The sequence below is a fragment of the Phyllobacterium sp. MT110 genome, assembly GCF_058792715.1.
Genome location: NZ_JBXAFE010000003.1, coordinates 188,612 through 209,538, shown reverse-complemented (window position 1 = coordinate 209,538; position 20,927 = coordinate 188,612). Strand labels below are relative to the sequence as shown.

20 protein-coding genes are annotated in these 20,927 nt (G+C 59.4%); 8 read left to right on the top strand and 12 right to left on the bottom strand.

Going from position 1 to position 20,927, the window contains the following annotated elements:
- Window positions 1-13 precede the first annotated feature (13 nt).
- The gene (locus tag AC1Q5O_RS16145) at window positions 14-796 is read right to left on the bottom strand and encodes an IclR family transcriptional regulator (protein WP_492564264.1); all 783 of its coding nucleotides are present in this window, start codon (window positions 794-796) and stop codon (window positions 14-16) included.
- A gap of 99 nt (window positions 797-895) precedes the next feature.
- Between AC1Q5O_RS16145 and AC1Q5O_RS16140 the strand changes: the two genes are divergently transcribed.
- From AC1Q5O_RS16140 to AC1Q5O_RS16125, 4 genes are read left to right on the top strand one after another with little or no spacing between them, the layout of a single operon-like run.
- The gene (locus AC1Q5O_RS16140; protein ID WP_492564263.1) at window positions 896-1,663 is read left to right on the top strand and encodes an SDR family NAD(P)-dependent oxidoreductase; all 768 of its coding nucleotides are present in this window, start codon (window positions 896-898) and stop codon (window positions 1,661-1,663) included.
- On the top strand, window positions 1,660-2,589 hold the full coding sequence (locus AC1Q5O_RS16135; RefSeq protein WP_492564262.1) for a 2-dehydro-3-deoxygalactonokinase: 930 nt from the start codon (window positions 1,660-1,662) through the stop codon (window positions 2,587-2,589). The genes AC1Q5O_RS16140 and AC1Q5O_RS16135 overlap by 4 nt, the downstream gene beginning before the upstream one ends.
- A gap of 5 nt (window positions 2,590-2,594) precedes the next feature.
- Window positions 2,595-3,239, top strand: coding sequence for a 2-dehydro-3-deoxy-6-phosphogalactonate aldolase (locus tag AC1Q5O_RS16130; RefSeq protein WP_492564261.1), 645 nt, complete (start codon window positions 2,595-2,597; stop codon window positions 3,237-3,239).
- A 2-nt stretch (window positions 3,240-3,241) separates the two neighbouring features.
- Complete coding sequence (locus AC1Q5O_RS16125; RefSeq protein ID WP_492564260.1) at window positions 3,242-4,117, top strand: SMP-30/gluconolactonase/LRE family protein; 876 nt, start codon at window positions 3,242-3,244, stop codon at window positions 4,115-4,117.
- Window positions 4,118-4,132: 15 nt separating this feature from the next.
- Here the strand turns inward: AC1Q5O_RS16125 and AC1Q5O_RS16120 are convergent, their stop codons facing one another.
- The gene (locus AC1Q5O_RS16120) at window positions 4,133-5,365 is read right to left on the bottom strand and encodes an MFS transporter (protein WP_492564259.1); all 1,233 of its coding nucleotides are present in this window, start codon (window positions 5,363-5,365) and stop codon (window positions 4,133-4,135) included.
- Between the two features lie 401 nt (window positions 5,366-5,766).
- On the opposite strand from AC1Q5O_RS16120, the gene AC1Q5O_RS16115 reads away from it, so the two are divergent.
- The gene (locus AC1Q5O_RS16115) at window positions 5,767-7,248 is read left to right on the top strand and encodes a sensor domain-containing diguanylate cyclase (protein WP_492564257.1); all 1,482 of its coding nucleotides are present in this window, start codon (window positions 5,767-5,769) and stop codon (window positions 7,246-7,248) included.
- Between the two features lie 117 nt (window positions 7,249-7,365).
- Here the strand turns inward: AC1Q5O_RS16115 and AC1Q5O_RS16110 are convergent, their stop codons facing one another.
- From AC1Q5O_RS16110 to AC1Q5O_RS16065, 10 genes are all read right to left on the bottom strand, one after another.
- Complete coding sequence (locus AC1Q5O_RS16110; protein WP_223616076.1) at window positions 7,366-8,136, bottom strand: amino acid ABC transporter ATP-binding protein; 771 nt, start codon at window positions 8,134-8,136, stop codon at window positions 7,366-7,368.
- Complete coding sequence (locus AC1Q5O_RS16105) at window positions 8,136-8,816, bottom strand: amino acid ABC transporter permease (RefSeq protein ID WP_223616072.1); 681 nt, start codon at window positions 8,814-8,816, stop codon at window positions 8,136-8,138. Before AC1Q5O_RS16105 ends, AC1Q5O_RS16110 begins: the two co-directional genes overlap by 1 nt.
- 84 nt (window positions 8,817-8,900) lie before the next feature.
- On the bottom strand, window positions 8,901-9,686 hold the full coding sequence (locus tag AC1Q5O_RS16100) for an amino acid ABC transporter substrate-binding protein (protein WP_492564254.1): 786 nt from the start codon (window positions 9,684-9,686) through the stop codon (window positions 8,901-8,903).
- Between the two features lie 185 nt (window positions 9,687-9,871).
- Window positions 9,872-10,951, bottom strand: a complete 1,080-nt coding sequence (locus AC1Q5O_RS16095; protein WP_492564252.1) for an ABC transporter ATP-binding protein — start codon at window positions 10,949-10,951, stop codon at window positions 9,872-9,874.
- A gap of 17 nt (window positions 10,952-10,968) precedes the next feature.
- Window positions 10,969-11,817, bottom strand: a complete 849-nt coding sequence (locus AC1Q5O_RS16090; RefSeq protein ID WP_492564250.1) for a carbohydrate ABC transporter permease — start codon at window positions 11,815-11,817, stop codon at window positions 10,969-10,971.
- Complete coding sequence (locus AC1Q5O_RS16085) at window positions 11,817-12,743, bottom strand: carbohydrate ABC transporter permease (RefSeq protein ID WP_374042717.1); 927 nt, start codon at window positions 12,741-12,743, stop codon at window positions 11,817-11,819. The genes AC1Q5O_RS16090 and AC1Q5O_RS16085 overlap by 1 nt, the downstream gene beginning before the upstream one ends.
- A 121-nt stretch (window positions 12,744-12,864) precedes the next feature.
- Window positions 12,865-14,148: an ABC transporter substrate-binding protein gene (locus tag AC1Q5O_RS16080; protein WP_492564248.1), complete on the bottom strand. Its 1,284-nt coding sequence runs from the start codon at window positions 14,146-14,148 to the stop codon at window positions 12,865-12,867.
- A 25-nt stretch (window positions 14,149-14,173) separates the two neighbouring features.
- Entirely contained in the window at window positions 14,174-15,361 is a 1,188-nt protein-coding gene (locus AC1Q5O_RS16075) for a PLP-dependent transferase (RefSeq protein WP_492564246.1), read from the bottom strand.
- Window positions 15,358-16,092: a FadR/GntR family transcriptional regulator gene (locus AC1Q5O_RS16070; RefSeq protein ID WP_492564244.1), complete on the bottom strand. Its 735-nt coding sequence runs from the start codon at window positions 16,090-16,092 to the stop codon at window positions 15,358-15,360. Before AC1Q5O_RS16070 ends, AC1Q5O_RS16075 begins: the two co-directional genes overlap by 4 nt.
- A 169-nt stretch (window positions 16,093-16,261) precedes the next feature.
- Entirely contained in the window at window positions 16,262-18,058 is a 1,797-nt protein-coding gene (locus AC1Q5O_RS16065; protein ID WP_492564242.1) for an acetolactate synthase 3 large subunit, read from the bottom strand.
- A 449-nt stretch (window positions 18,059-18,507) separates the two neighbouring features.
- Here AC1Q5O_RS16065 and AC1Q5O_RS16060 point away from each other — a divergent pair, with 449 nt between their 5' ends.
- From AC1Q5O_RS16060 to kduD, 3 genes are read left to right on the top strand one after another with little or no spacing between them, the layout of a single operon-like run.
- On the top strand, window positions 18,508-19,272 hold the full coding sequence (locus tag AC1Q5O_RS16060) for a GntR family transcriptional regulator (protein ID WP_464664706.1): 765 nt from the start codon (window positions 18,508-18,510) through the stop codon (window positions 19,270-19,272).
- 42 nt (window positions 19,273-19,314) lie between these two features.
- Window positions 19,315-20,151: a 5-dehydro-4-deoxy-D-glucuronate isomerase gene (kduI, locus tag AC1Q5O_RS16055; RefSeq protein ID WP_492564240.1), complete on the top strand. Its 837-nt coding sequence runs from the start codon at window positions 19,315-19,317 to the stop codon at window positions 20,149-20,151.
- A gap of 5 nt (window positions 20,152-20,156) precedes the next feature.
- Entirely contained in the window at window positions 20,157-20,912 is a 756-nt protein-coding gene (gene kduD / locus AC1Q5O_RS16050; RefSeq protein ID WP_492564239.1) for a 2-dehydro-3-deoxy-D-gluconate 5-dehydrogenase KduD, read from the top strand.
- Window positions 20,913-20,927: the final 15 nt, after the last annotated feature.

The following is a 20,927-nucleotide window of genomic DNA, read 5'->3' as shown; positions in this document are numbered from 1 at the left end:
TGCAACCGAAAGCCTATGCGCGGGGTGAAAGGCGTGTGGCCATGTTTGCCATGATCGCGGCAGCCGCAGCGCGGGTAATGCCGGCCCAGGACTGCAAGACGTCCGGAGTTATGCGGTAGGCGGGGCCGGTGACGGAAATGCCCGCAACGAAGTGCCGGTTATTGGCATGTATCGGCGCGGCAACGCAGCAAATGTCCGCCTCGTGTTCTTCCCGGTCATAGGCATTGCCTTCCACCCGGATCTGCTCGATTTCCTGCCGCAGCGCCTTGGCATCGGGCAGCGTGCTCGGAGTAAAACGCCGAAACGCGATCTGGGCAATGCGCGCCTGAAGCTCATCGTCGGGCAGGGCCGACAGGGCTGCCTTGCCGACGCCGGTGCAATAGACCGGGGCGGTATTGCCGATCTGCGAATACATGCGCACGCTCTGCCGGCTTTCGACCTTGTCGAGATAGATCACCTCGATGCCCCGCAAAACGCCCAAATGAACCGTTTCACCGGTCTGTTCGTGCAGTCTCTGCAGATGCGGTTCGGCAATGGTGCGAAAATCATTGCTGGCCCAGGCCCTGGAGGCAAATTCCAGCAGGCGCAGCCCGAGACCGTAGGAGTGATCCCGGTTCTGGTCGAGAAGTCCTTCCTCGATCAGATTGGATATTTGCCGGTGCAACGTACCACGCGGCTGGTCGGACAATTTGAGCACATCGGTGAAGCGAAGCGGCACGGGCGATGACGCAATGATGTGCACGACTTCAAGCGCCTTTCCGAGCGTCCCCGTTGAATTTTCCCGTGCCTTGCCCATTGAATCGCAACCGCCTCTTGACTTTCGGCACCATAGGATGACTATTCTATATAGTCAAATCAAGTTCCAAATATTGGAACATTGCAGCGAGATTTTCTCATGATGCCCTCGGCGATTTTCCCTGACCTGAAAGATCGTTCTGTCCTGATCACCGGGGGAGGGTCCGGGATCGGCGCAGCATTGACGGAGGGGTTCGTGCGCCAGGGTTCACGCGTTGCCTTCATCGACATTGCGGATGAGGCCTCGCAATCACTGGCGGAGCGCCTCGACCGCGAATATGGCAACCGGCCGCTCTATCTCAATACGGACCTGCGCGATGTCGAAGCGCTGCGTACCTCAATCGGCCGCGCCATTGAGGCCCACGGCCCGGTGACGGTGCTTGTGAACAATGCCGCCTGGGACGACAGGCACGACATCGATAATGTGACCGTCGAGTACTGGGACAAGAACCAGTCGGTCAATCTGCGTCCGCAGTTCTTTGCCGCGCAGGCGGTTGTGCCGGGCATGCGGCAGGCGGGAGGCGGTTCCATTGTCAATTTCACCTCGACATCCTTCATGATCAATCAGGGCAACTTTCCCTCCTATACCGCTGCAAAGGCTGGGATTATCGGCCTGACCAAAGGCCTTGCCGGACGCCTCGGGCCGGAGAAAATCCGCGTCAACGCGATCGCGCCGGGATGGGTCATCACCGACCGCCAGCGCGAACTCTGGGTGACGGAAGACGGTTTGAAGTCCCACATCGACAAGCAGGTCCTCAAGGAAGAAATCCAGCCCGGCGACATGGTCGGCCCCTGCCTGTTTCTCGCCTCCGACGCCGCCCGCATGCTCACCGCCCAGACATTGATTGTCGATGGAGGCTATCTGTGACCACCGCTGCAACCTATGCCATTGCCGACTGGGGAACGAGCCGTTTCCGTCTCTGGCTTCTCGACCGTGAAGGCCATGTCGTCGCCGAGCGGCGTTCGGACGATGGTCTGGATACGTCCCGCGCGCGCGGGTTCGCTGAAACGCTCGAGGATCATCTCGCCAGCCTGCGCGCACCGGTGGATTTGCCGGTCATCATCTGCGGCATGGCGGGTTCGCGTCAGGGCTGGGTGGAAGCCAATTACGTCCCGGTTCCGGCGGATCTCACCGCCATACTTTCCGGGGCGGTGAAGATTGCCGGTATCAGGCGCGATGTGCGTATCATTCCCGGCCTGTCGCAGTCGGGCAGCGCGCCCAATGTCATGCGGGGCGAGGAAACCCAGCTGCTGGGTGCCATGCTGGCGCGCAACCTGCGCAGCGGCCTCGTGGCGATGCCCGGCACACATTCGAAATGGGTCGAGCTGGACGAGGGCAGGGCAACGTCATTTTCCACCTTCCTGACCGGCGAGCTCTATGCGCTTCTGGCCGGGCATTCGATCCTGCGGCATTCCATCGGCAACGCCGCGGAAGCGGTGACACCGGACCACCCCCAATTCACCGCGGGGCTTGAATTGATGCTCGGCGGCAACCGGCGCATGCTGGGCGAGCTCTTCGGCATCCGCGCGGCGATGCTGCTGGATAATCTGCCGCCGGACGGTGCCGCGTCGCGGCTGTCCGGTCTGCTCATCGGAACGGAAATTGCCGGGGCCCGGGAAAAATTCGGCACCTCGGCCACCATTGCACTCGTCGCATCCGGCGCGATGGCCACGCTTTATGCCAAAGCCATGACCGTTGCCGGCCTGAACTTCGATATCGTCGACGCCGATGAAGCGGTACGCAAGGGCCTGTTCGTTGCCGCGTCACAGCTTTGGCCTGCCATACAAGGATAATTCCAATGCCCCAATCGTCCGCTCCCTGGCCGAAACTGAAGCGCGATCTCATCGCGATCCTGCGCGGCGTCAAGCCGGATGAAGTGCTGGCCATCGGCGAAGAACTGGTGAAAGCCGGTATCGATGTCATCGAGGTGCCGCTGAATTCACCCGAACCATTCCAGTCCATCGAGCTGCTGGCAAAGACACTGCCGTCCCATGTCCTGATCGGGGCAGGCACCGTGCTTGATCCCGCCGACATTGCACGCCTCGATGCAGCCGGGGGCCGCCTGATGATCAGCCCCAATGTCGATGCCGCCGTGCTGACCGCCGCCGCCCGGGCCGGCATGGTCACCATGCCCGGCGTGTTCACGCCGACGGAAGCGCTGGCCGCCTTGCAGGCCGGGGCCTCGGGCCTCAAGTTTTTCCCGGCAAGCGTCCTGGGGCCGGACGGCATCAAGGCGATCAGCGCCATCCTGCCGAGGGGAACAGCCATCGGCGCCGTCGGCGGCGTCGACGAGAACGGCTTTGCCGCCTACGCCAAGGTCGGGGTTCGCACCTTCGGCCTGGGTTCCAGCCTGTACAAGGTCGGCGCATCCGCTTCCCACGTCGCTGAACGGGCAAGGGCCACGGTTGAAGCCTATGACCGCATCTTCCCAGCCGGAGCCTGACCATGGATCAGCCGAAGATCAGCATCCTGCACGACGACCCATGTGAACTTGGCGAAGGCCCCGGTTACGATCCGCTGACAAGCACGATCTGGTGGTTCGATATCGTCACCGGCCGGCTTTTCGAGAAGCCGCGCGCCGGGGGTCCGGCCGCAATCCATCCGCTCGGCCAGATGGCGAGTGCGCTTGCGGTGATCGATGCGGGGCGCCAGCTGATCGCGACGGAAACAGGTCTGTTCATCCGCGACCGCAAGAGCGGACACACGGTCATGCACCAGCCCATCGAGGCGGATAATCCGGTGACCCGCTCGAACGATGCCCGCGTCCATCCGGCGGGCGCCTTCTGGATCGGCACCATGGGCAAGAAATCGCAGAAGGGGGCAGGATCGATCTATTGGTACCGGGAAGGGCAGCTGCGCACCCTTTTCACCGGCATTTCGATCACCAATTCGATCTGCTTCTCGCCGGACGGGCGCATCAGCTATTTCGCCGATACCACCCGCAATATCATCTGGCGGGTCGATACGGATCCGCAGACCGGCCTGCCCATCGGCGAGCCCGCGGTCTTTTACCAGCACAAGGACGCCGGCGGCATCGACGGCTCCGTCGTTGACCGCGACGGCAATCTCTGGAATGCGTGCTGGGGCCGTTCGCATATCGATGTCTATTCGCCCGATGGCAGACGCATCCGTTCGATCGCAACCCCGGTACGGCAACCATCCTGCCCGGCGTTCATCGACGCCGACTCCGCAGCCCTGGTGGTAACGACTGCCTATCATGACATGACGGAAGCGGAGCAAAAATCCGATCCCAATGCCGGCAAGACATTCCTGATCGAACTGGCCGGGAAGGGGCGTTTCGATCCGCCCGTGAGATTGTGACGATCTCGCCTCCCGTCAACGCGAAAGGTCGCGTGCCAGATATGCTTGCTTGCCGAATAGGACCATGATGATGAAGCCGGTGGCTGAAAAGACAATGGCCAGAAGCAGCCAGCCCGGCAAACCCCAGCCAACCAGCAGCGCCGTGAGCAGAATGGGGCCGAACATTTCGGCGGCCGCAGAACTGGTATTGAAGAAACCCTGATATTCACCCTCCTGTCCCGGTGGCGCCAGTCGGAAGCTCAGATCCCAAGCTCCGGCCATGTGCATCATCTCACCCAATACATGCAGCAAGGCCGCCAGCAGAGCGAACACCACCGTCAGCCATACCGTCGACGGCACAGCCATTGCTGCAAAAAGGAAACAGGCCGCAGACAACAGAAGGGTGGCGAAGACGATCGACCTGCGCGCCTCGCATGCATTGGTGACCCGGCGTGCCAGCCGCACCTGCATCAACATAACACTTACAGTATTCAGGCCATAGAGGACCGAAGCGATCCAAAGCGGGGCGTTGGTGTGCAGGGCAATCCACAGGGGCAGCGCCATGTTGAGCAGAGGAATATAGAGGAGAATGACCGTATTGAGCAGCGTCAGGATCATATAGGGCCGGTCTCCCAGCACGGTGAGCGGAGAACCTTTCCGGACGGTGGCAAGCCCCGGCACCACGCGCGGCAGCAAACGATAAGCCGCAGCAGCAACGAGGAAAATTGCCCCGCCAAGGGCAAAGGCCAGCCGATAGCCAGTCAAACTGTCGAAATACAATGCCAGGCCGCCGATCATAGCACCGGCCGATAGGCCGCAATTGCCGAGCGCACGCAGATACGCGCTCGTTTGCGTGCGCTGGCTGGCATCAATAAGGGTCGCAATCATCGCCATGCGCGCGGTCATGGCGCCACGCAGACATGCGGCAAAGCAACAGGCGGTTATGACAAAGGCCGTGACCTCGCTAACCAACAGGAAAATCCAGTCGCTGACGCCGGCCCCAACGGTCAGCCACGCCGCAATGTTGCGCGCGTTCCAGCGATCGGCAAGAATGCCGATGGGCAATGGCACAAGCAAGCCAACCAATCCAGCTACCGTCAGGCCAAGGCCGATTTCGAGCGGCGCCAAACCGGATGCTCTCGAAAAGAACAAGGCAGAACTGGAAAAATATACACCGGCGGCGACGGCACCCATCGTCTGGGCAATGGCAAGCCCGCGAACTGTCCTGTCCTCGGGCAGGATGGACGATGGGAAAGCGCAGCGTTTCAACCGATTTTCTGGCTATCGCCATACAGCGAGATGACTTCGGGCGACCAAGACACCGAAGTGCAACCAGCGGTTATGGCTACCGGAGCCTCTCCATCGGCTGTCGCAATTGCATATACTGGGTTTGTCATAATCATCCTCCGTTAGATTACCCCCCTGCACAAAGACCTACATCAGATCGAAATGACTGAAAATTAGACCAACGGACTAGAGGTGGCAGGGAAGGGTGTCTGGCTTTCCCTCGCAGCGGAAAAAGGCCACGCCGATGCGTGTTTCCGGACACATGTCCGGGAGAACCGGTGCAATTTGCAGTGAACGCAACTTGGAGTAGTTGACAATAGCGTCAAAGCTGCCAATCAGGCTGGAATATTAACCATATTCCTCCGGCCGGGAGACATAATCCGATGGACAAGCTGAATTTGCATCAGGACGAAATAGACGCATTTGATCTTGCTCCCATTTCCCTCTGGCTGGAAGATTTCAGCGATGTCCGGAAATTCTTCGATTCCCTCCGGCAGGCCGGTGTCGACGACATCACATCCTATCTGCGCGAGGATGAAAACCGGGTGCGCGACTGCGCAAGGCTCATCCGCGTCATCAAGGTCAACAAGAAGACACTGTCGCTGTTTGAAGCCGCTGATTTCAGCGAACTCGTCGCCAATCTCGGCGCCATTTTCCGCGACGACATGCTGCAGACGCATGTGCAGGAGCTGGCGCAGCTTTGGCAAGGTAAGGGCGAGTTCTCCAGCGATACCGTGAACTATTCGCTGTCCGGCAAGCGGCTCGATATCCAGCTGCGCGGCAAGGTTCTGCCCGGCTATGAAACAAGCTGGGAAAAGGTTCTTATCTCCATCGAGGACGTGACCGACCGGGAAGAAGCGAGACGGCAGCACGCGGCAAGCCAGCGCTATGCCGAGGGTCTCTTCGAGCATTCTCCCGTATCCCTATGGGTCGAGGATTTCAGCAAGATCAAGAAGCTGCTTGACGGGCTGCGCAACCGCGGCATCGAAGACTTCCGGGTTTTCACCGATGTTCATCCGGAATTCGTCCAGCAATGCGCCAGCGAAATCCGTGTCATCGACGTGAATCGCGAAACGCTCAAGCTGTTCCAGGCGCCGGACGCCATGACCTTGCTGCGCCGTTTGCCCGACGTGTTCAAGGACGAGATGAACGTGCATTTCCGCGAACAGCTGATCGACCTGTGGAACGGCAAGCTGTTCCATCAGCGGGAGACGGTCAATTACGCGCTCGACGGCTCCGAACGCCATGTCCTTCTGCAGTTTTCCGTGCTGCCCGGGCATGAAACAGACTGGTCGCTGGTTCAGATATCGCTGACCGATATCACCGCGCGCAAGAAGGCCGAAGCCTATCTTGAATATCTCGGCAAGCATGACGTGCTGACGCGTCTGCACAACCGTGCCTTCTACGTCGATGAGTTGAACCGGCTGGAACGCCGCGAGTTCTTTCCGGTCTCCATCGTCATTCTCGATCTCAACGGACTGAAGACCACGAACGATCAATGGGGCCACGGTGTCGGCGATGGATTGTTGCGCCGGGCCGGCGAAATCCTCAGCGAAGCCGTGAAGCCGCCGCACTATGCCGCGCGGATCGGCGGCGATGAATTTGCCGTGCTTCTGCCGGCAGTCGATGAAGCCGGTGCGGTGGCGGTCGTCGAGGAAATCGTCAGCCTGATCGAGATCAACAACCAGTACTATTCCAATATTCCGCTGAGTTTTTCGATCGGCTGGGCCACCAGTGCAGCCAGCGAGAAACTGGAAGCCGTGGCAAAGCGCGCCGACCTGCAGATGTACCAGGACAAGCGGCTGCGCTATTCGACCGGCGAAACCGGCTGGCGCAGCGGTACGACCGTGCGCGAACAGGGCTGATCGCCTTGGCTGTTGCCGGGACATGTCTGTATCCCGGCAACAAAGCGTAGTTCCATAACTACTCTTATGCGATCTTAATGGCGATCTTGGTGGGTTCTATTTCAAACGGCTTTACCCTCAGATACCCTCGCCATGCATATGACCCTCATGGGTCAGCGTCGCGATAAAGCGCTTGGTGCGTTCCTGCTTCGGCTGGGTGAAGATATCGTGCGACGTGCCGGTCTCCACGATTACGCCGCCGTCGAGCACGATGGCCTGATTGGCAATGCGCGAGGCCAGGCGCAGATCATGCGTTGCCATGACCATGGTCGTTCCCTCGCGTGCGAGCTGGGCAAGCACGTCGACGACTTCACCCGAAAGTTCGGGGTCGAGCGCCGATGTCGGCTCGTCGCAGAGCAGGATTTTCGGCGATGGCGCCAATGCGCGCGCAATCGCGACCCGCTGCTGTTGCCCGCCGGAGAGGGTTGACGGCCATACCTCTGCCTTGTGGGCAAGGCCAACCTTGTCGAGCAGCGCCATGGCCCGCTCCCGCGCCTTCTCCTTCGGCCATTTCAGAACGGTCGTCAGCCCTTCCGTGACATTCTCGATCACGGTGCGATGCGGAAACAGCTGAAAGTTCTGGAACACCATGCCCGAATGCCGGCGCACCAGCTGGATGGACTTGGTGGTCACCTTGACACCGGGCTGGAAATCCAGCCGGTCACCGTCAATTTCCACGGAACCGGAGGTGGGAATCTCCAGGAGATTCATGCAGCGCAGCAAGGTGCTCTTGCCACCGCCGGAGGGTCCGACAAGTGCCATGACCGAGCCTTCGGCAATGCTCAGAGACACATTCTTGAGGACCGTCAGATCGCCGAAACGCTTCTCGATATGCTTCAGTTCAATCATCATGACCGTGCCTCCAGAAATCCGCCATAACGATTGAGACGCTGTTCGAGCCGCGCCTGCAGCGAAGAAAGGACAGAGCTCAGGATCAGATAGATGATCGCTGCCTCCACATAGAGGATCAACGGCTCATAGGTGGTGGCAACGATGCGCTGCGCTGCCTGAAACATCTCCGGAACGGTGATGGCAGCGGCCAACGATGTATCCTTGACGAGGGAAATGAAGGTGTTCGACAGCGGCGGCACCGCCACACGCGCCGCCTGCGGCAGGATGGTGCGGCGCATGGCCTGCGACCAGGTCATCCCGATGGAATAGGCTGCCTCCCACTGCCCGCGCGGCACGGATGAAATCACGGCCCGCAGGATTTCCGAGGTATAGGCGCCGATATTGAGGGTGAAGCCGATCAGTGCGGCGGTGAAAGCGTCGAGCACGATGCCGGCACTGGGGAGCCCGTAGAAAATCAGGAACAGCTGCACCAGCAGCGGCGTGCCGCGAATGATCCAGACATAGAACTTGACGACAGCCACGAAGGGCCAGGCCGCAAACAGCCGGACGAGTGCCGCGATCAAACCGACGGTCAGCCCGAGCACAAAGGACAAGAGCGTCAACGGAATGGTGAAAATCAGCCCGGCCCACAGGAGCGGCCCGAGCGATTCAAGCATCAGTGTCAGCCAATGGGACAAGGCTGCATCTCCCTCAAAAGAAAAGGCAGGGAGTGTGATCCCCCTGCCCTGTTAGAGCGTACTTTTTTCCGGGCGTAAACAGCCTTACTTCGAAACGTCCTGGCCGAAATACTTGTCGGCGATCTGCTTGTAGGTCCCGTCGGCCTTGATGGTTACAAGCGCCTTGTTGATGGCGGCAAGCAGGTCCGGTTCACCCTTGCGGATGATGATGCCGGAGAAATCGGCATTGTCCTGGGTTGCTGCGATTTTCACATTGGCGTCCGGCTTGTGCTTCTTGAAATCGAGGAAAGACAGGCTGTCATTGACCGTCGCATCGGCACGGCCGCTGAGCAGGAGCTGGATCGACTGGTCAAAGCCATCGGTGCCGACAAGCTCCGCGCCATTGCTCTGGGCGATCTTGCCGAAATTGCTCGACAGCGACTGGGCGGACTTCTTGCCCTTCAGATCGGCAAAAGACTTGATGTCCGTGTTGTCACCCTTGGTGATCAGCACGGCCTTGGAGGCGATGTAAGGCTCGGAAAAATCATACTTCGCCTTGCGCGCTTCGGTGATGCCGACCTGGTTGATGACCGTGTCGTAGCGCTTGGCATCGAGGCCGGCGATCAGGCCGTCCCACTTGCCTTCGAGAAACTCGGCTTTCACGCCAAGGTTCTTGGCAATGGCTTCGCCGATTTCCACATCGAAGCCAACCAGCTTGCCCGCGGTGTTGTGATAGGTGAACGGCGCATAGGTGCCTTCCGTGCCGATCTTGAGCACGCCGGCCGTCTTGATCTGTTCAAGGTTGGATTGCGCCTGCGCCTGGGTTTGCATCGGCACAATTGCCAGAGCCTGCAGAGCGCCAACGACGAGTAGGGATTTGAGCCAGTTCATTTTTTGTTTCCATCCTGAGTTTCCAAGCCTTTCGGCGGATGATTGGAAAATGTCACTTTGTCCTAAGCATGCACAGGCACTATTCGCTGTCATCAAACGCGAATTTGTGAATTTAATACCACGAATACCCGATACAAGGAAAAATAATTCCTCGCCTGAAAGACCGGCAGAGCCATGTTTGCACGTCAGGCCGACGGATCGATCCTTTGCCCTGTTGCCGGGTTGAAAACGTGCACGTCGCTGGCCCGGATTCCGATGCGCATGGTGTCCCCCGGCTTGCGGTCCGTCCGGCCCATCGCATAGATGCAAACCTGCACATCAGCCAGGATCGTGTAGAACTGTGTCGACAGCCCCAAAGGTTCGATAACCTGGATCTTGACTTCCAACGCGTCCGAACTGCCGACTTCGATGTTTTCCGGGCGGATGCCAAGGGTTATCCGCTCGCCGTCCTCGATGGGCAGTTTTGCATTGAGGGCAATGGTCTGGCCATCACCGAGGCGCGCCTCAACCGTGGCATCGCTGCGGTTGACCACTGCCGGCAGGAAGTTCATGCCGGGCGATCCGATGAAGCCCGCCACAAAGAGGTTGGCTGGATGGTCGTACAGTTCGAGCGGTGTGCCGACCTGCTGGATCACCCCGTCATGCATCACCACGATGCGGTCGGCCATGGTCATGGCCTCCACCTGATCGTGGGTGACATAGACGGATGTCGTCTTCAGCTGCTGATGCAGCGCCTTGATTTCCGTGCGCATGTGCACGCGCAATTTTGCGTCAAGGTTGGACAATGGCTCATCGAAGAGAAACACCTGGGGATCGCGCACGATCGCGCGGCCCATGGCCACGCGCTGGCGCTGGCCGCCGGAGAGCTGGCGCGGCAGGCGCTGCAGGAAGACGTCGAGACCGAGTCGCTTGGCAGCCGCGCCGACGCGGTCGAAAACCAAATCCTTGGCGGTTTTGCGCAACAGCAGGCTGAAACCCATGTTGGATGCCACATCCATATGCGGATAGAGCGCATAGGACTGAAACACCATGGCGATATCGCGATCCTTCGGTGCGACATCATTGACGACACGCTCGCCGATACGGATTTCCCCGGCGGAGATTTCCTCCAGCCCGGCGATCATGCGCAGCAGGGTCGACTTGCCGCATCCGGACGGGCCGACGAGCACCACGAACTCGCCATCGGCAATGGAAAGGTCCACCGCTGACAACACATTCATCGCGCCATAGTTTTTCTGAACATTGGTAATGGTGACGGAAGCCATGAGCTTATCTCTTTCGATTATCCCTTGACGGCACCGGCGGTCAGGCCGGTCACGAGGTAGCGTTGCAAGAAGCCGAAGAACAGGCAGGCCGGTATGAGCGCCAGCACCGAGGCGGCCATCATCTGTCCCCAGTCGACGGCAAACTTGCCGATGAAGGTGAGCAGGCCGACGGCAAAGGTTTTCTGGCTGTCGCTGCTGATCAGCATGAGAGCGAAGAGCAGTTCACTCCACGCAGCGGTGAAAACAAAGCCGAGCGTCGCGCCCATGCCCGGCAGGGTGAGCGGAATGATGACCCGGCGCAGCGCCTGGCTGCGGCTGCAGCCATCGATCATCGCAGCCTCCTCCAGGTCCTTGGGGATGCCATCAAAGAACGACTGCATCAGGAAGGTGGCGAAGGCGATGTTGAACGCCGTGTAGATGATGATCAGACCGGTCAGACTGTTGGTCAGCCCGAGCTCACCCATGATGCGATAGATCGGCGGAATGACCATCACCAGCGGGAATGTCTGCGTGAGCAGCAGGGTCACGGCCACGGTGGTTTTGCCGCGGAATGAGAAGCGTGACATGGCATAGCCTGCCGCAGAGGCAATGACGGTGACGAGCACCGCCGTCACGACGGAAACGATGACGCTGTTGAGGAAGTAACGCGGAAAATCAGTCGCCCGCAGCACGGTCTTGTAATTCTCCCAGGTCGCCGACGACGGCCACAGCGTGATGCCTTCCGAATACAGGAGTGATTGCGGGGTGACGGAAATCTTCAGCGTCCAGAACAGCGGAAACAGCGCGAAAATGACGTAGGCGGCAACAGCGCCATAAAGGCCGATGCTTCCTAAAATTCGGGCTTTGCGGGAACGACCGGCAATCATCAGGAATACCTCACAAGCGAGCGGCGGATGCGGATGAGCACAACCGCATAGAGGATGAGAAGCGCCAGTAGCAGCACGGCGACAGCCGAAGCATAGCCTTTGTCCAGGGTCTTGAAGGCGCTGACATAGATGTAGGTCGCAACCGTATTGGTCGAACCGGCCGGGCCACCCTCCGTCATGACGTAGATGAGATCGGCGAAGGTGGCGATCCAGATCGTCCGCAGCATGACGGTGATGGCGATGGTCGGCGCCAGGAACGGCAGCGTTACCCTGGTGAAACGCTGCCACGGGTTTGCACCATCAATCGCCGCCGCTTCATGCAGCTCCGATGGAATGGATTTCAGCGCCGCCAGCAGGGTAATGGCGAAAAACGGCACGCCAAACCAGACATTGGCGATAATCGGGCCCCACATGGCGGTGGCGGGATCGGAAAGAATATTCGTGGGCTCGGACTTGAGGCCAAGCGCAAAAAGCCAGTGCGGCAACGGGCCGACAATGGGATTGAACAGCCAGGCCCAGGTCAGGCCGGACAGGAAAGACGGTACTGCCCACGGCAGGAAGACAATCGCTTGCACGACCTTCTTGCCGAAAAACGGCCGGTCGAGCAGGAGAGCCAGCCCCAGCCCGAGAAAGAACTGCAGGAACAGGCTGGCAACCGTCCACCACAACGTGTTCATCAGGGCCTGTCCGAGAACCGGATCGGATAACAGCGCCTTGTACTGGGCCAGCCCGACATAGTCCGACTTGAACGCCGAGAACTTGCGGAAGGAATAGCTGACGCCGAAGATCAGCGGAACCACCAGAACGACAAGCAGCAGGACAAGCGCCGGACTGAGATAAAACCACGGCTCGAAAGCAGCGCTGAAGCGGCGCTTGCTGCTTGCCCTTCTCTCCTGTTGCGGCGTCAGTGCCGCGGTGGATTGCATTGCCATGTTTCTGGCCCCTCTTTTGCAAACAGTTCCCCGTCCCTCGCCACCGGATTCCCGGATTGGCGAAAGTCATGAGAAAAATGCCCTGGCGTTGTTGGCGCCAGGGCATCCGGTCGAGTTATTTCTTGTTCTTGGCCATCCAGGCCTGCTGCTGCTCGGTCAGGAATGCAGACCAGTCATCCGCAACCTGCTTGGCTGTCTTCTGGCCAAGCAGCACTTCCTGGAAATTCTTCACCGATACGGAATCGTAGAAGTTGCCGAGATTTTCCAGATGGGTCGGCGGTGTCACGAACTCGAACGTCTTCGGATCGCTCAGCTCCTGGAACCAGCCCTTGAAGCTTTCCGAGCCGAAATAGGGATCCTTGTCCGCACCGTTGTGGATCGGCAAGACGCCGACATTCTTGGCGAATTCCAGATTGTCTTCCGGTGCCAGCAGCGTGCCCATCAGCTTCCAGGCGTCATCCTTGACCTTGGAGTTGGCAAACATGGCCCATCCGGCATAACCGAGTGTCGGATAGGACTTGCCGCTCGGTCCGGTCGGCATCGGCGCCACGCCGAAATCTTCCTTCTTCATCTTCTCGGCAATACCGATCAGGGCATCCGGGTCCTGGTCGAGCATGGCGCAGGTGCCGGAGTAGAAGCCGGTGACGATTTCGTTGAAACCCCAGCTGACACTGTCCTTCGGCGCATAGCCCTTCTTGTAGATATCGGCGAGCATTTCGAGACCTTTGACCGAGCCCGGCTCGTTCAACGTCGCCGTGCCATCGGCATTGAAGTACGCGCCCTTGCCATTGGCAATGTTCATGAACATCTGGACGCCATTAAAGCCGCCGGGACCGCCGCGCAGGCAGTAGCCATACTTGCCCTTGATCGCGGAAATCTTCTTGTTGGCTTCCATGAACTCATCGAGCGTCTTTGGCGCCTCCTTGAGCCCGGCTTCGGCAAACAGCTTCTTGTTCCAAAACATGGCGCGGACATAATAGCCGTAGGGGATCATGTACTGCTTGTGGTCGACTACGGAACCGAACTGCTTCGCACGCTCGCCGAGCGTACCGCCGTCCTTCCATTTCGCAACATAGGCTCCAAGATCTTCGAGCTGGCCATTGTTGGCATAGAGCCCGAGCCAGCGTTCCGGCATTTCGACGATATCGGGCGTATCGCCCGCCTGAACCATCGTCAGGAATTTTTCGAAAGCCTGTCCCCAAGGCAGCGAGACCAGTTCCACCTTGACTCCCGGATTGGCCTTCTCGAAGCCCGCGATCTGCTTTTTCAGCAGTTCCGTGCGCGGCGGACTGGTGATCACTTCGACCATCTTGATGGTTGTGTCAGCAAAGGCTGACGATACGGTCATGGCCAGTGCCGCCATGGCACCGGCGAGAAATGTTCCCATTCTTTTTTGCATTTTATGCTCCCACTTGGTTTTCTGATTAGCGTTTTGCTTTGTCCAGGGCATTCACAAGGTCGGCCCAGAGCTCCTCTACATTTTCAAGTCCCACATGCAGACGGATGGTTCGCGGGCTGACACCGAAGCGCCCGATGGAATTGGCGTCCGGCGTCTGCTGCAACGAGGCCATTGCCGGAACGACAAGACTCTCGTGACCGCCCCAGCTGACGCCGATGCGAAACAGCTTCAACGCATCGACAAACGCCGGCACGTCGACATCCTCGGTCACCTCGAAGGAAAACAGCCCGGTGTATCCCGTAAGCGTTGCCTTACCAGGATGGTTGGAATAGGCCGGGTGAATGACGCGCTCGACATCATCCCGCCCTTTCAGCCGTTCCGCGATGGTCAGGCCGCTCTTCATGTGGTGCGGCAGGCGCAAGGTCAGCGTGCGCAACCCGCGCAGCAACAGCCATGCCTCGAAGGGCGAAAGCTTTGCGCCGAGATAGGAATAGGTGCGGCCGTTGATGCGGTCGATCATTTCACGCGATCCGGCCACCACGCCGGCCACGGTATCGCTGTGCCCGCCCAGATATTTCGAGGCGGAATGCAGAACAAGATCAATGCCATGGCTGATCGGCTTCTGGAACAGCGGCGTCGCATAGGAATTGTCGATGGTGGTGACGACACCATGCTGCTTTGCCAGTTGCGCGTAATGCGCAATATCCTGCAGCTCGAACATCATGGAGCTGGGGCTTTCCAGATAGAGCAGCCGGGCACCGGGAAGCGCTGCGGCAACCGCATCCGGATCGGAACCGTCGACATAATCGACCTTGATGCCGAGATGCGGCAACAGGCGCTCGAACAGGCGGTAGGCGTCGCCATAACAGTTGCGCACGGCGACGATCCGGTCGCCTGCCCCGACAAAGGCCAGCACGGTGGCGCTGATCGCGCCCATGCCGCTGGAGAATGCCCGGGCGGCCTCCGCGCCTTCCAGCGCCGCGATCTTGCTTTCAAATTCCATGACTGTCGGATTGTCGCCGCGTGAATAGATCGGCTGGCGTTTGCGACCGGCAAAGGTATCGGCCATATCCGCATAGTTCTCGAAGGTGAACAGCGATGTCTGATAGATGGGCGGAACGACAGACCCGCCGGGAAATGGCGCGTCATGGGCAAGCAGCGTCGCCGCCTCTGCCATCAGGTCCTGATCATAGAAAAAGGGATTGTCGTTCATGTCTTGCTCTGTTTCCTGAGATTTGCAGCGCCGCGTCGAAGGTCATCTTCAACCGTGGCGATCAGTTTCAATGCCTCGGCGCGCGCGCCCACGGGATCACGGGCCGCGATGCAGTTGAAAAGGGTACGATGATAGGGAAAGCTGGCATGACCAAAGTCGCGCACGCCAAGTGGATGCTCCCAGAACCGGTGAAACATTTCATACATCGCGGCAATGATCTGTTCGAACAGCGGATTCCCCGATGTCTGGAAGATCGCCAGATGGAAATCCCAGTCTTCCTCCGAAGACATACCGGCGCGGGCATGAAAGGCTTCTTCCATGACGACCAGTTTTTTCTCGATAAAGGCGATGTCGTCATCGCTTGCCCGCTCGGCGCACAGAACGGCCGCTTCCGCCTCGAGCCCGCGGCGAATTTCCAGCGTGTGCATCAGGCTGTTGAAATCGTTGCCGGACGGCAATGTCAGCGGCATGTGCAGCATGTTGCGGGTCACGGCCGAGCGCAGATAGGTTCCGCTGCCCTGCCGCCGCTCGACAAGTCCGAGTTCCTGCCAGCGTGTCAGCGCTTCGCGCACGGTCGTCCGGCTGACTTTCAGATATTCCGCCAGCACCCGCTCCGTCGGCAGGCGGTCTCCCGGCTTCAACCCTTCGCTGGCAACGAAATCCACCAATGCATTCAGCACCGCGTCGTCGCGGGATGATGTCTGCACCGGTGAAAGAATCGGGTTGATCACGAAATGCCCTGCTTAATTGGTTGGACCATTGTGCCAATTCAGCATGGAAGCGCGCCCTTGTCAAATGGCGGTTCGAATTTTTTTGAACGCTATGGCCGCGAGGCGGCAACGGGAAAAGACGCAACGCCCGCGGCGCTGCGTCTTTGCTCCCGAACGATAACCGAAGCGGCTATACCAAGCTCTGGCCGGCTGGATCGACTGGCCCGCGGAAGGACGCGCCGGTGATCTCATCCGGCAACAGCATGTCATTGTGCGCGCGGCCGGGCCGGATCATCGGGAAACAGTTTTCCAGTCTGGCGACCCGGCAATCAAGCAGCACCGGCCGTTTGACGTCGATCATTTCCTGGATCGCATCATCCAGCGCATCGGGTGTGTCGCAGCGCAGGCCGACGGCGCCAAACGCTTCGGCCACCTTCACGAAATCGGGCAAGGCTGCCGAATAGGAGTGCGCGAGACGGTTGCCGTGCAAGATCTCCTGCGATTGCCGGACCAGCCCCATATACTCGTTGTTCAAAATGAATACCTTGACCGGTGCGTCGTACTGGATCGCCGTCGACAACTCCTTCATGGTCATCTGGATCGATGCATCCCCGGCAATATCGATCACGAGACTTTCGGGGTGAGCAATCTGCACGCCGATTGCCGCCGGCAGGCCATAGCCCATCGTGCCAAGCCCGCCCGACGTCATCCAGCGGTTGGGGCTCTCCACGCCGTAAAACTGCGCCGCCCACATCTGATGCTGCCCCACTTCCGTGGTGATGTAGGTATCGCGATCCCTGGTCAGCGCATGAAGACGCTCGAGCGCGTATTGCGGCATGATGGCTGCATGGTCCATCGCATAGGAGAAGGATTCTCGGGCCCGCCACCGGTTGATCATCTGCCACCAGCCCCGCAGCCGCCGCTGATCCGGCTGAACCGGCAGAGCCCGCCACAGACGCAGCATCTCGCTGAGAACACGGCCGACGTCGCCCCGAATGGCAATGTCGGCAGTGACGATCTTGTTGAGGGACGCAGGATCAATATCGATGTGGATTTTCTTCGATTTCGGCGAAAAACCGTCGATACGCGCTGTTACGCGGTCATCAAAACGCGCACCGATGCACAGCATGACATCACAATCGTGCATGGCCATATTGGCCTCATAGGAGCCGTGCAGGCCCGGCATCTTCAGCCAGTTCGACCCCGATGCCGGATATGCGCCAAGCCCCATCAGCGTCGAGGTGACGGGAAAGCCGGTCAGCTCGGCAAACGCACGCAGCGAGACTGATGCCGCCGGTCCGGATCCGATCACGCCGCCGCCCGTATAAATGACGGGCTTGCGGGCTTTCGTCAGAAGCGCGAGTGCTGCCTGTATCTGCGCATCATCACCCGCTGTCGTCGGACGATAGCTCTCCCTCTCCTCGACCGCAGATCGGGCGGTGTAATAACCGCTGGCAAGCAGGATATCCTTCGGCATATCCACCAGCACCGGCCCGGGACGCCCTGATCGCGCGATGCGGAAGGCCTCGTGGATGGTGGCGGCCAGATCGTTGACGTCGGTGACCAGCCAGTTGTGCTTCGTGCATGGCCGCGTGATGCCGACAGTGTCGCATTCCTGGAACGCATCGGAGCCGATCAGCGTGGTCGCCACCTGCCCGGACAGGCAAACGATGGGAATGGAATCCATCAGGGCATCCTGCAGAGGTGTAACGGAATTGGTCACGCCCGGCCCCGATGTGACCAGCATGACGCCAACCCTGCCCGTTGAACGGGCATAACCTTCCGCAGCATGACCGGCGCCCTGCTCATGGCGCACCAGTATGTGCCTGATCGCGCTTTGCTGGAAGATCTCGTCATAGATGGGCAGCACCGCTGCTCCCGGATAGCCGAAAATATGTTCGACCGCGTTATCACGCAGTGCCTTGAGAACGATCTCTGCCCCGGTCATGGGCGCACGCGCGGATTCATGGGTGTATTTGCCTGTCATGGCAGTTCCTTGTTGCAATGGTTGGAAAGGGCGGGTTCGACGGGGCTGCCGGTGAAATTCGGGCGTAAAAAAAGGCCCCGTCAGGAGCCTGTTTGCCGCGCATGGGTGCTTAACGCCGGATGGTCAAACCATCCTGCCCATGCGCGATCGCACCACCACGAGAACCATTGCAATTTTCATAACCAATTTCACTAAACGGTAATGGACGGGCCGTCAACGCCGCTATCGGGCACATGCAGTCTGGGTGCATACAACCTGGGCGCATGCCACCGCTGCGGGCCTGCCCTGTGCACAACCGGTTTTCCGAGTCTTGTCAAAACTGAAATATTAGAATATTTATATTTCAATTGAGATTTTGGCTTGCGAAACGCCAGGGGAAATCCGTCAATACGAATGGGATAATTGCCAGAAGCGACGGGCGACAACCGCAGGACAAAAGGACAGGCAGCATGCTCACGGACGACAGAAAAACCAATGACACCGATAGAAAGCGCGACCGGACGCATCCGCTTTCATCCTCGCAGACCGCCTATGTGCAACAGCGCGCGGCGACACCGCGTGCGGCAACCCATATCTACAAGGAACTGCTCGAGGATATCATTTCCCTCCGCCGCAAACCGATGGAGCCTGTCTCCGAGAAGGACATCGCGGCGCATTTCGGCGTCAGCCGCACACCCGTCCATCAGGCTGTTCTGCGGCTCGCCGATGACGGCCTGATCGATATTTTTCCGCAATCGGGAACGTTCGTGGCGCGCATTCCGCGCCGCGCCCTCTACGAAGCCATTCTCATCCGCAAATCGCTGGAAGAGACGACCGTAAGGCTTGCTGCCGAACAGGCCGACGCCGCCGATATCAAGCGTCTTGAGGCCAGCATCACCGAACTGACCCTGGCTGAAGCCGTCCCTGACAATGAGCTTTTCCATCAGGCCGATACGAGTTTTCATTTGCAGATCAATGCCATAGCTGGGTTTCCTGGCATATGGAATGTCATCCAGCAGGTGAAGATGCAGATCGACCGCTACCGGCGTCTGACCCTGCCGCAACGCGGCCGCCTGACCCGCGTCATTGTCGAGCACGAAGCCATTCTCGACGGTATCCGCCGGCACGACACCGCGCATGCGGTCGAAGCCATGGGCTTTCATCTCGGGCAAATGCTCAACGAGGTGAAGGAGATGCGCAATATCAATCCCAGTTACTTCATCGACGACGAATGATGCGCGGACGGGCGCAATACAGAAAACACACAAAGGTAAGACATGAAAATCGAAGTCAGACAGGTTTCCCATCCCGACGCCGTGCGTGCCTACGGCACGGACGATTTGCGCCGCCACTTTCTGATTGAAAGCATTTTTGAAACCGATGAAATCGTACTGACCTACAGTCATGTCGACCGTCTCGTCATTGGCGGCGCCCTGCCCGCCAGCAAACCGCTGACATTGACGGCACCGACGCCGATCGGCCAGGAATTCTTCCTTGCCCAGCGCGAAATGGGTGTCATCAACATTGGCGGCAGCGGCCGTGTGACACTGGATGGCGCCGTTCACACCCTCGATCCGCGGGACTGCCTCTATATCGGCAAAGGCGTGGCGGAGGTGGTGTTCGAAAGCGTCGATCCGGCGAACCCGGCAAAATTCTATCTGCTCTCGACCCCGGCCCACGCCGCCCATCCGAGCACGCTCATCAGGCCGGAACGGGCGAAGCATATCCAGTTGGGTGACCAACTGACCTCAAATAAACGCACGATATTCCAGTACATTCATCCCGAGGTCTGCGACAGCTGCCAGCTGGTGATGGGCCTGACCCAGCTTGATCCCGGCAATATGTGGAACACAATGCCCGCGCACACCCACGACCGGCGCTCCGAAGCCTATCTCTATTTCGATCTCGCCAACGATCAGCGCGTATTCCACATGATGGGAGACCCTTCCGAAACGCGTCATCTCGTCGTTGCCAATGAGCAGGCGATCATCTCGCCCGGCTGGTCCATCCATTCCGGCGTCGGCACCTCCAATTACGCATTCATCTGGGCCATGGGCGGCGACAACAAGAGCTTCACGGATATGGATCATATCCCCATCGGCGCGCTGCGGTGACATCGGTGACACAGCTTTTTGATCTTTCCGGCAAAATTGCCATCGTTACCGGCGCCAATACCGGCATCGGCCAGGCCATCGCGGTCGCGCTTGCCGAGGCAGGTGCATCCATCGCCGCGGTTGGCCGCTCATCCATGGACGAAACCCGTTCCTTCGTTGAGAAAGCAGGCGCAGGTTTCCATGAAATAAGAGCCGATCTCGGCACCATCGCGCCGGTCGCCGCCATCGTCGAGGAAACACACAAAGCCTTCGGGCGATTGGATATCCTCGTCAACAACGCCGGTATCATCCGCCGCAATGACGCCGTCGACTTCACCGAAGCCGATTGGGACGCCGTCATGGGCACCAATCTCAAATCGGCTTTCTTCCTCGCCCAGGCCGCCGGCCGGCACATGATTGCCGCCGGACAGGGCAAGATCATCAATATTGCATCGCTTCTGTCGTTTCAGGGCGGTATCCGCATCCCCTCCTACACCGCTTCCAAGAGCGGGCTGGCCGGAATCACCAGGCTCCTGGCATGCGAATGGGCTGCGAAGGGCGTCAACGTCAATGCCATCGCCCCCGGCTATTTCGTCACCAATAACACGACAGCGCTCCGGGACGATCAGGACCGCAGCGCCCAGATTCTGGCCAGAATCCCGGCTGGCCGCTGGGGTAATCCCTCGGATATTGGCGGTGCGGCGGTGTTTTTGGCTTCCCGTGCCTCCGATTACGTCCACGGAACCGTGCTGCCCGTCGACGGCGGCTGGCTGGCACGATAGAGCGGGAAGAGTGCC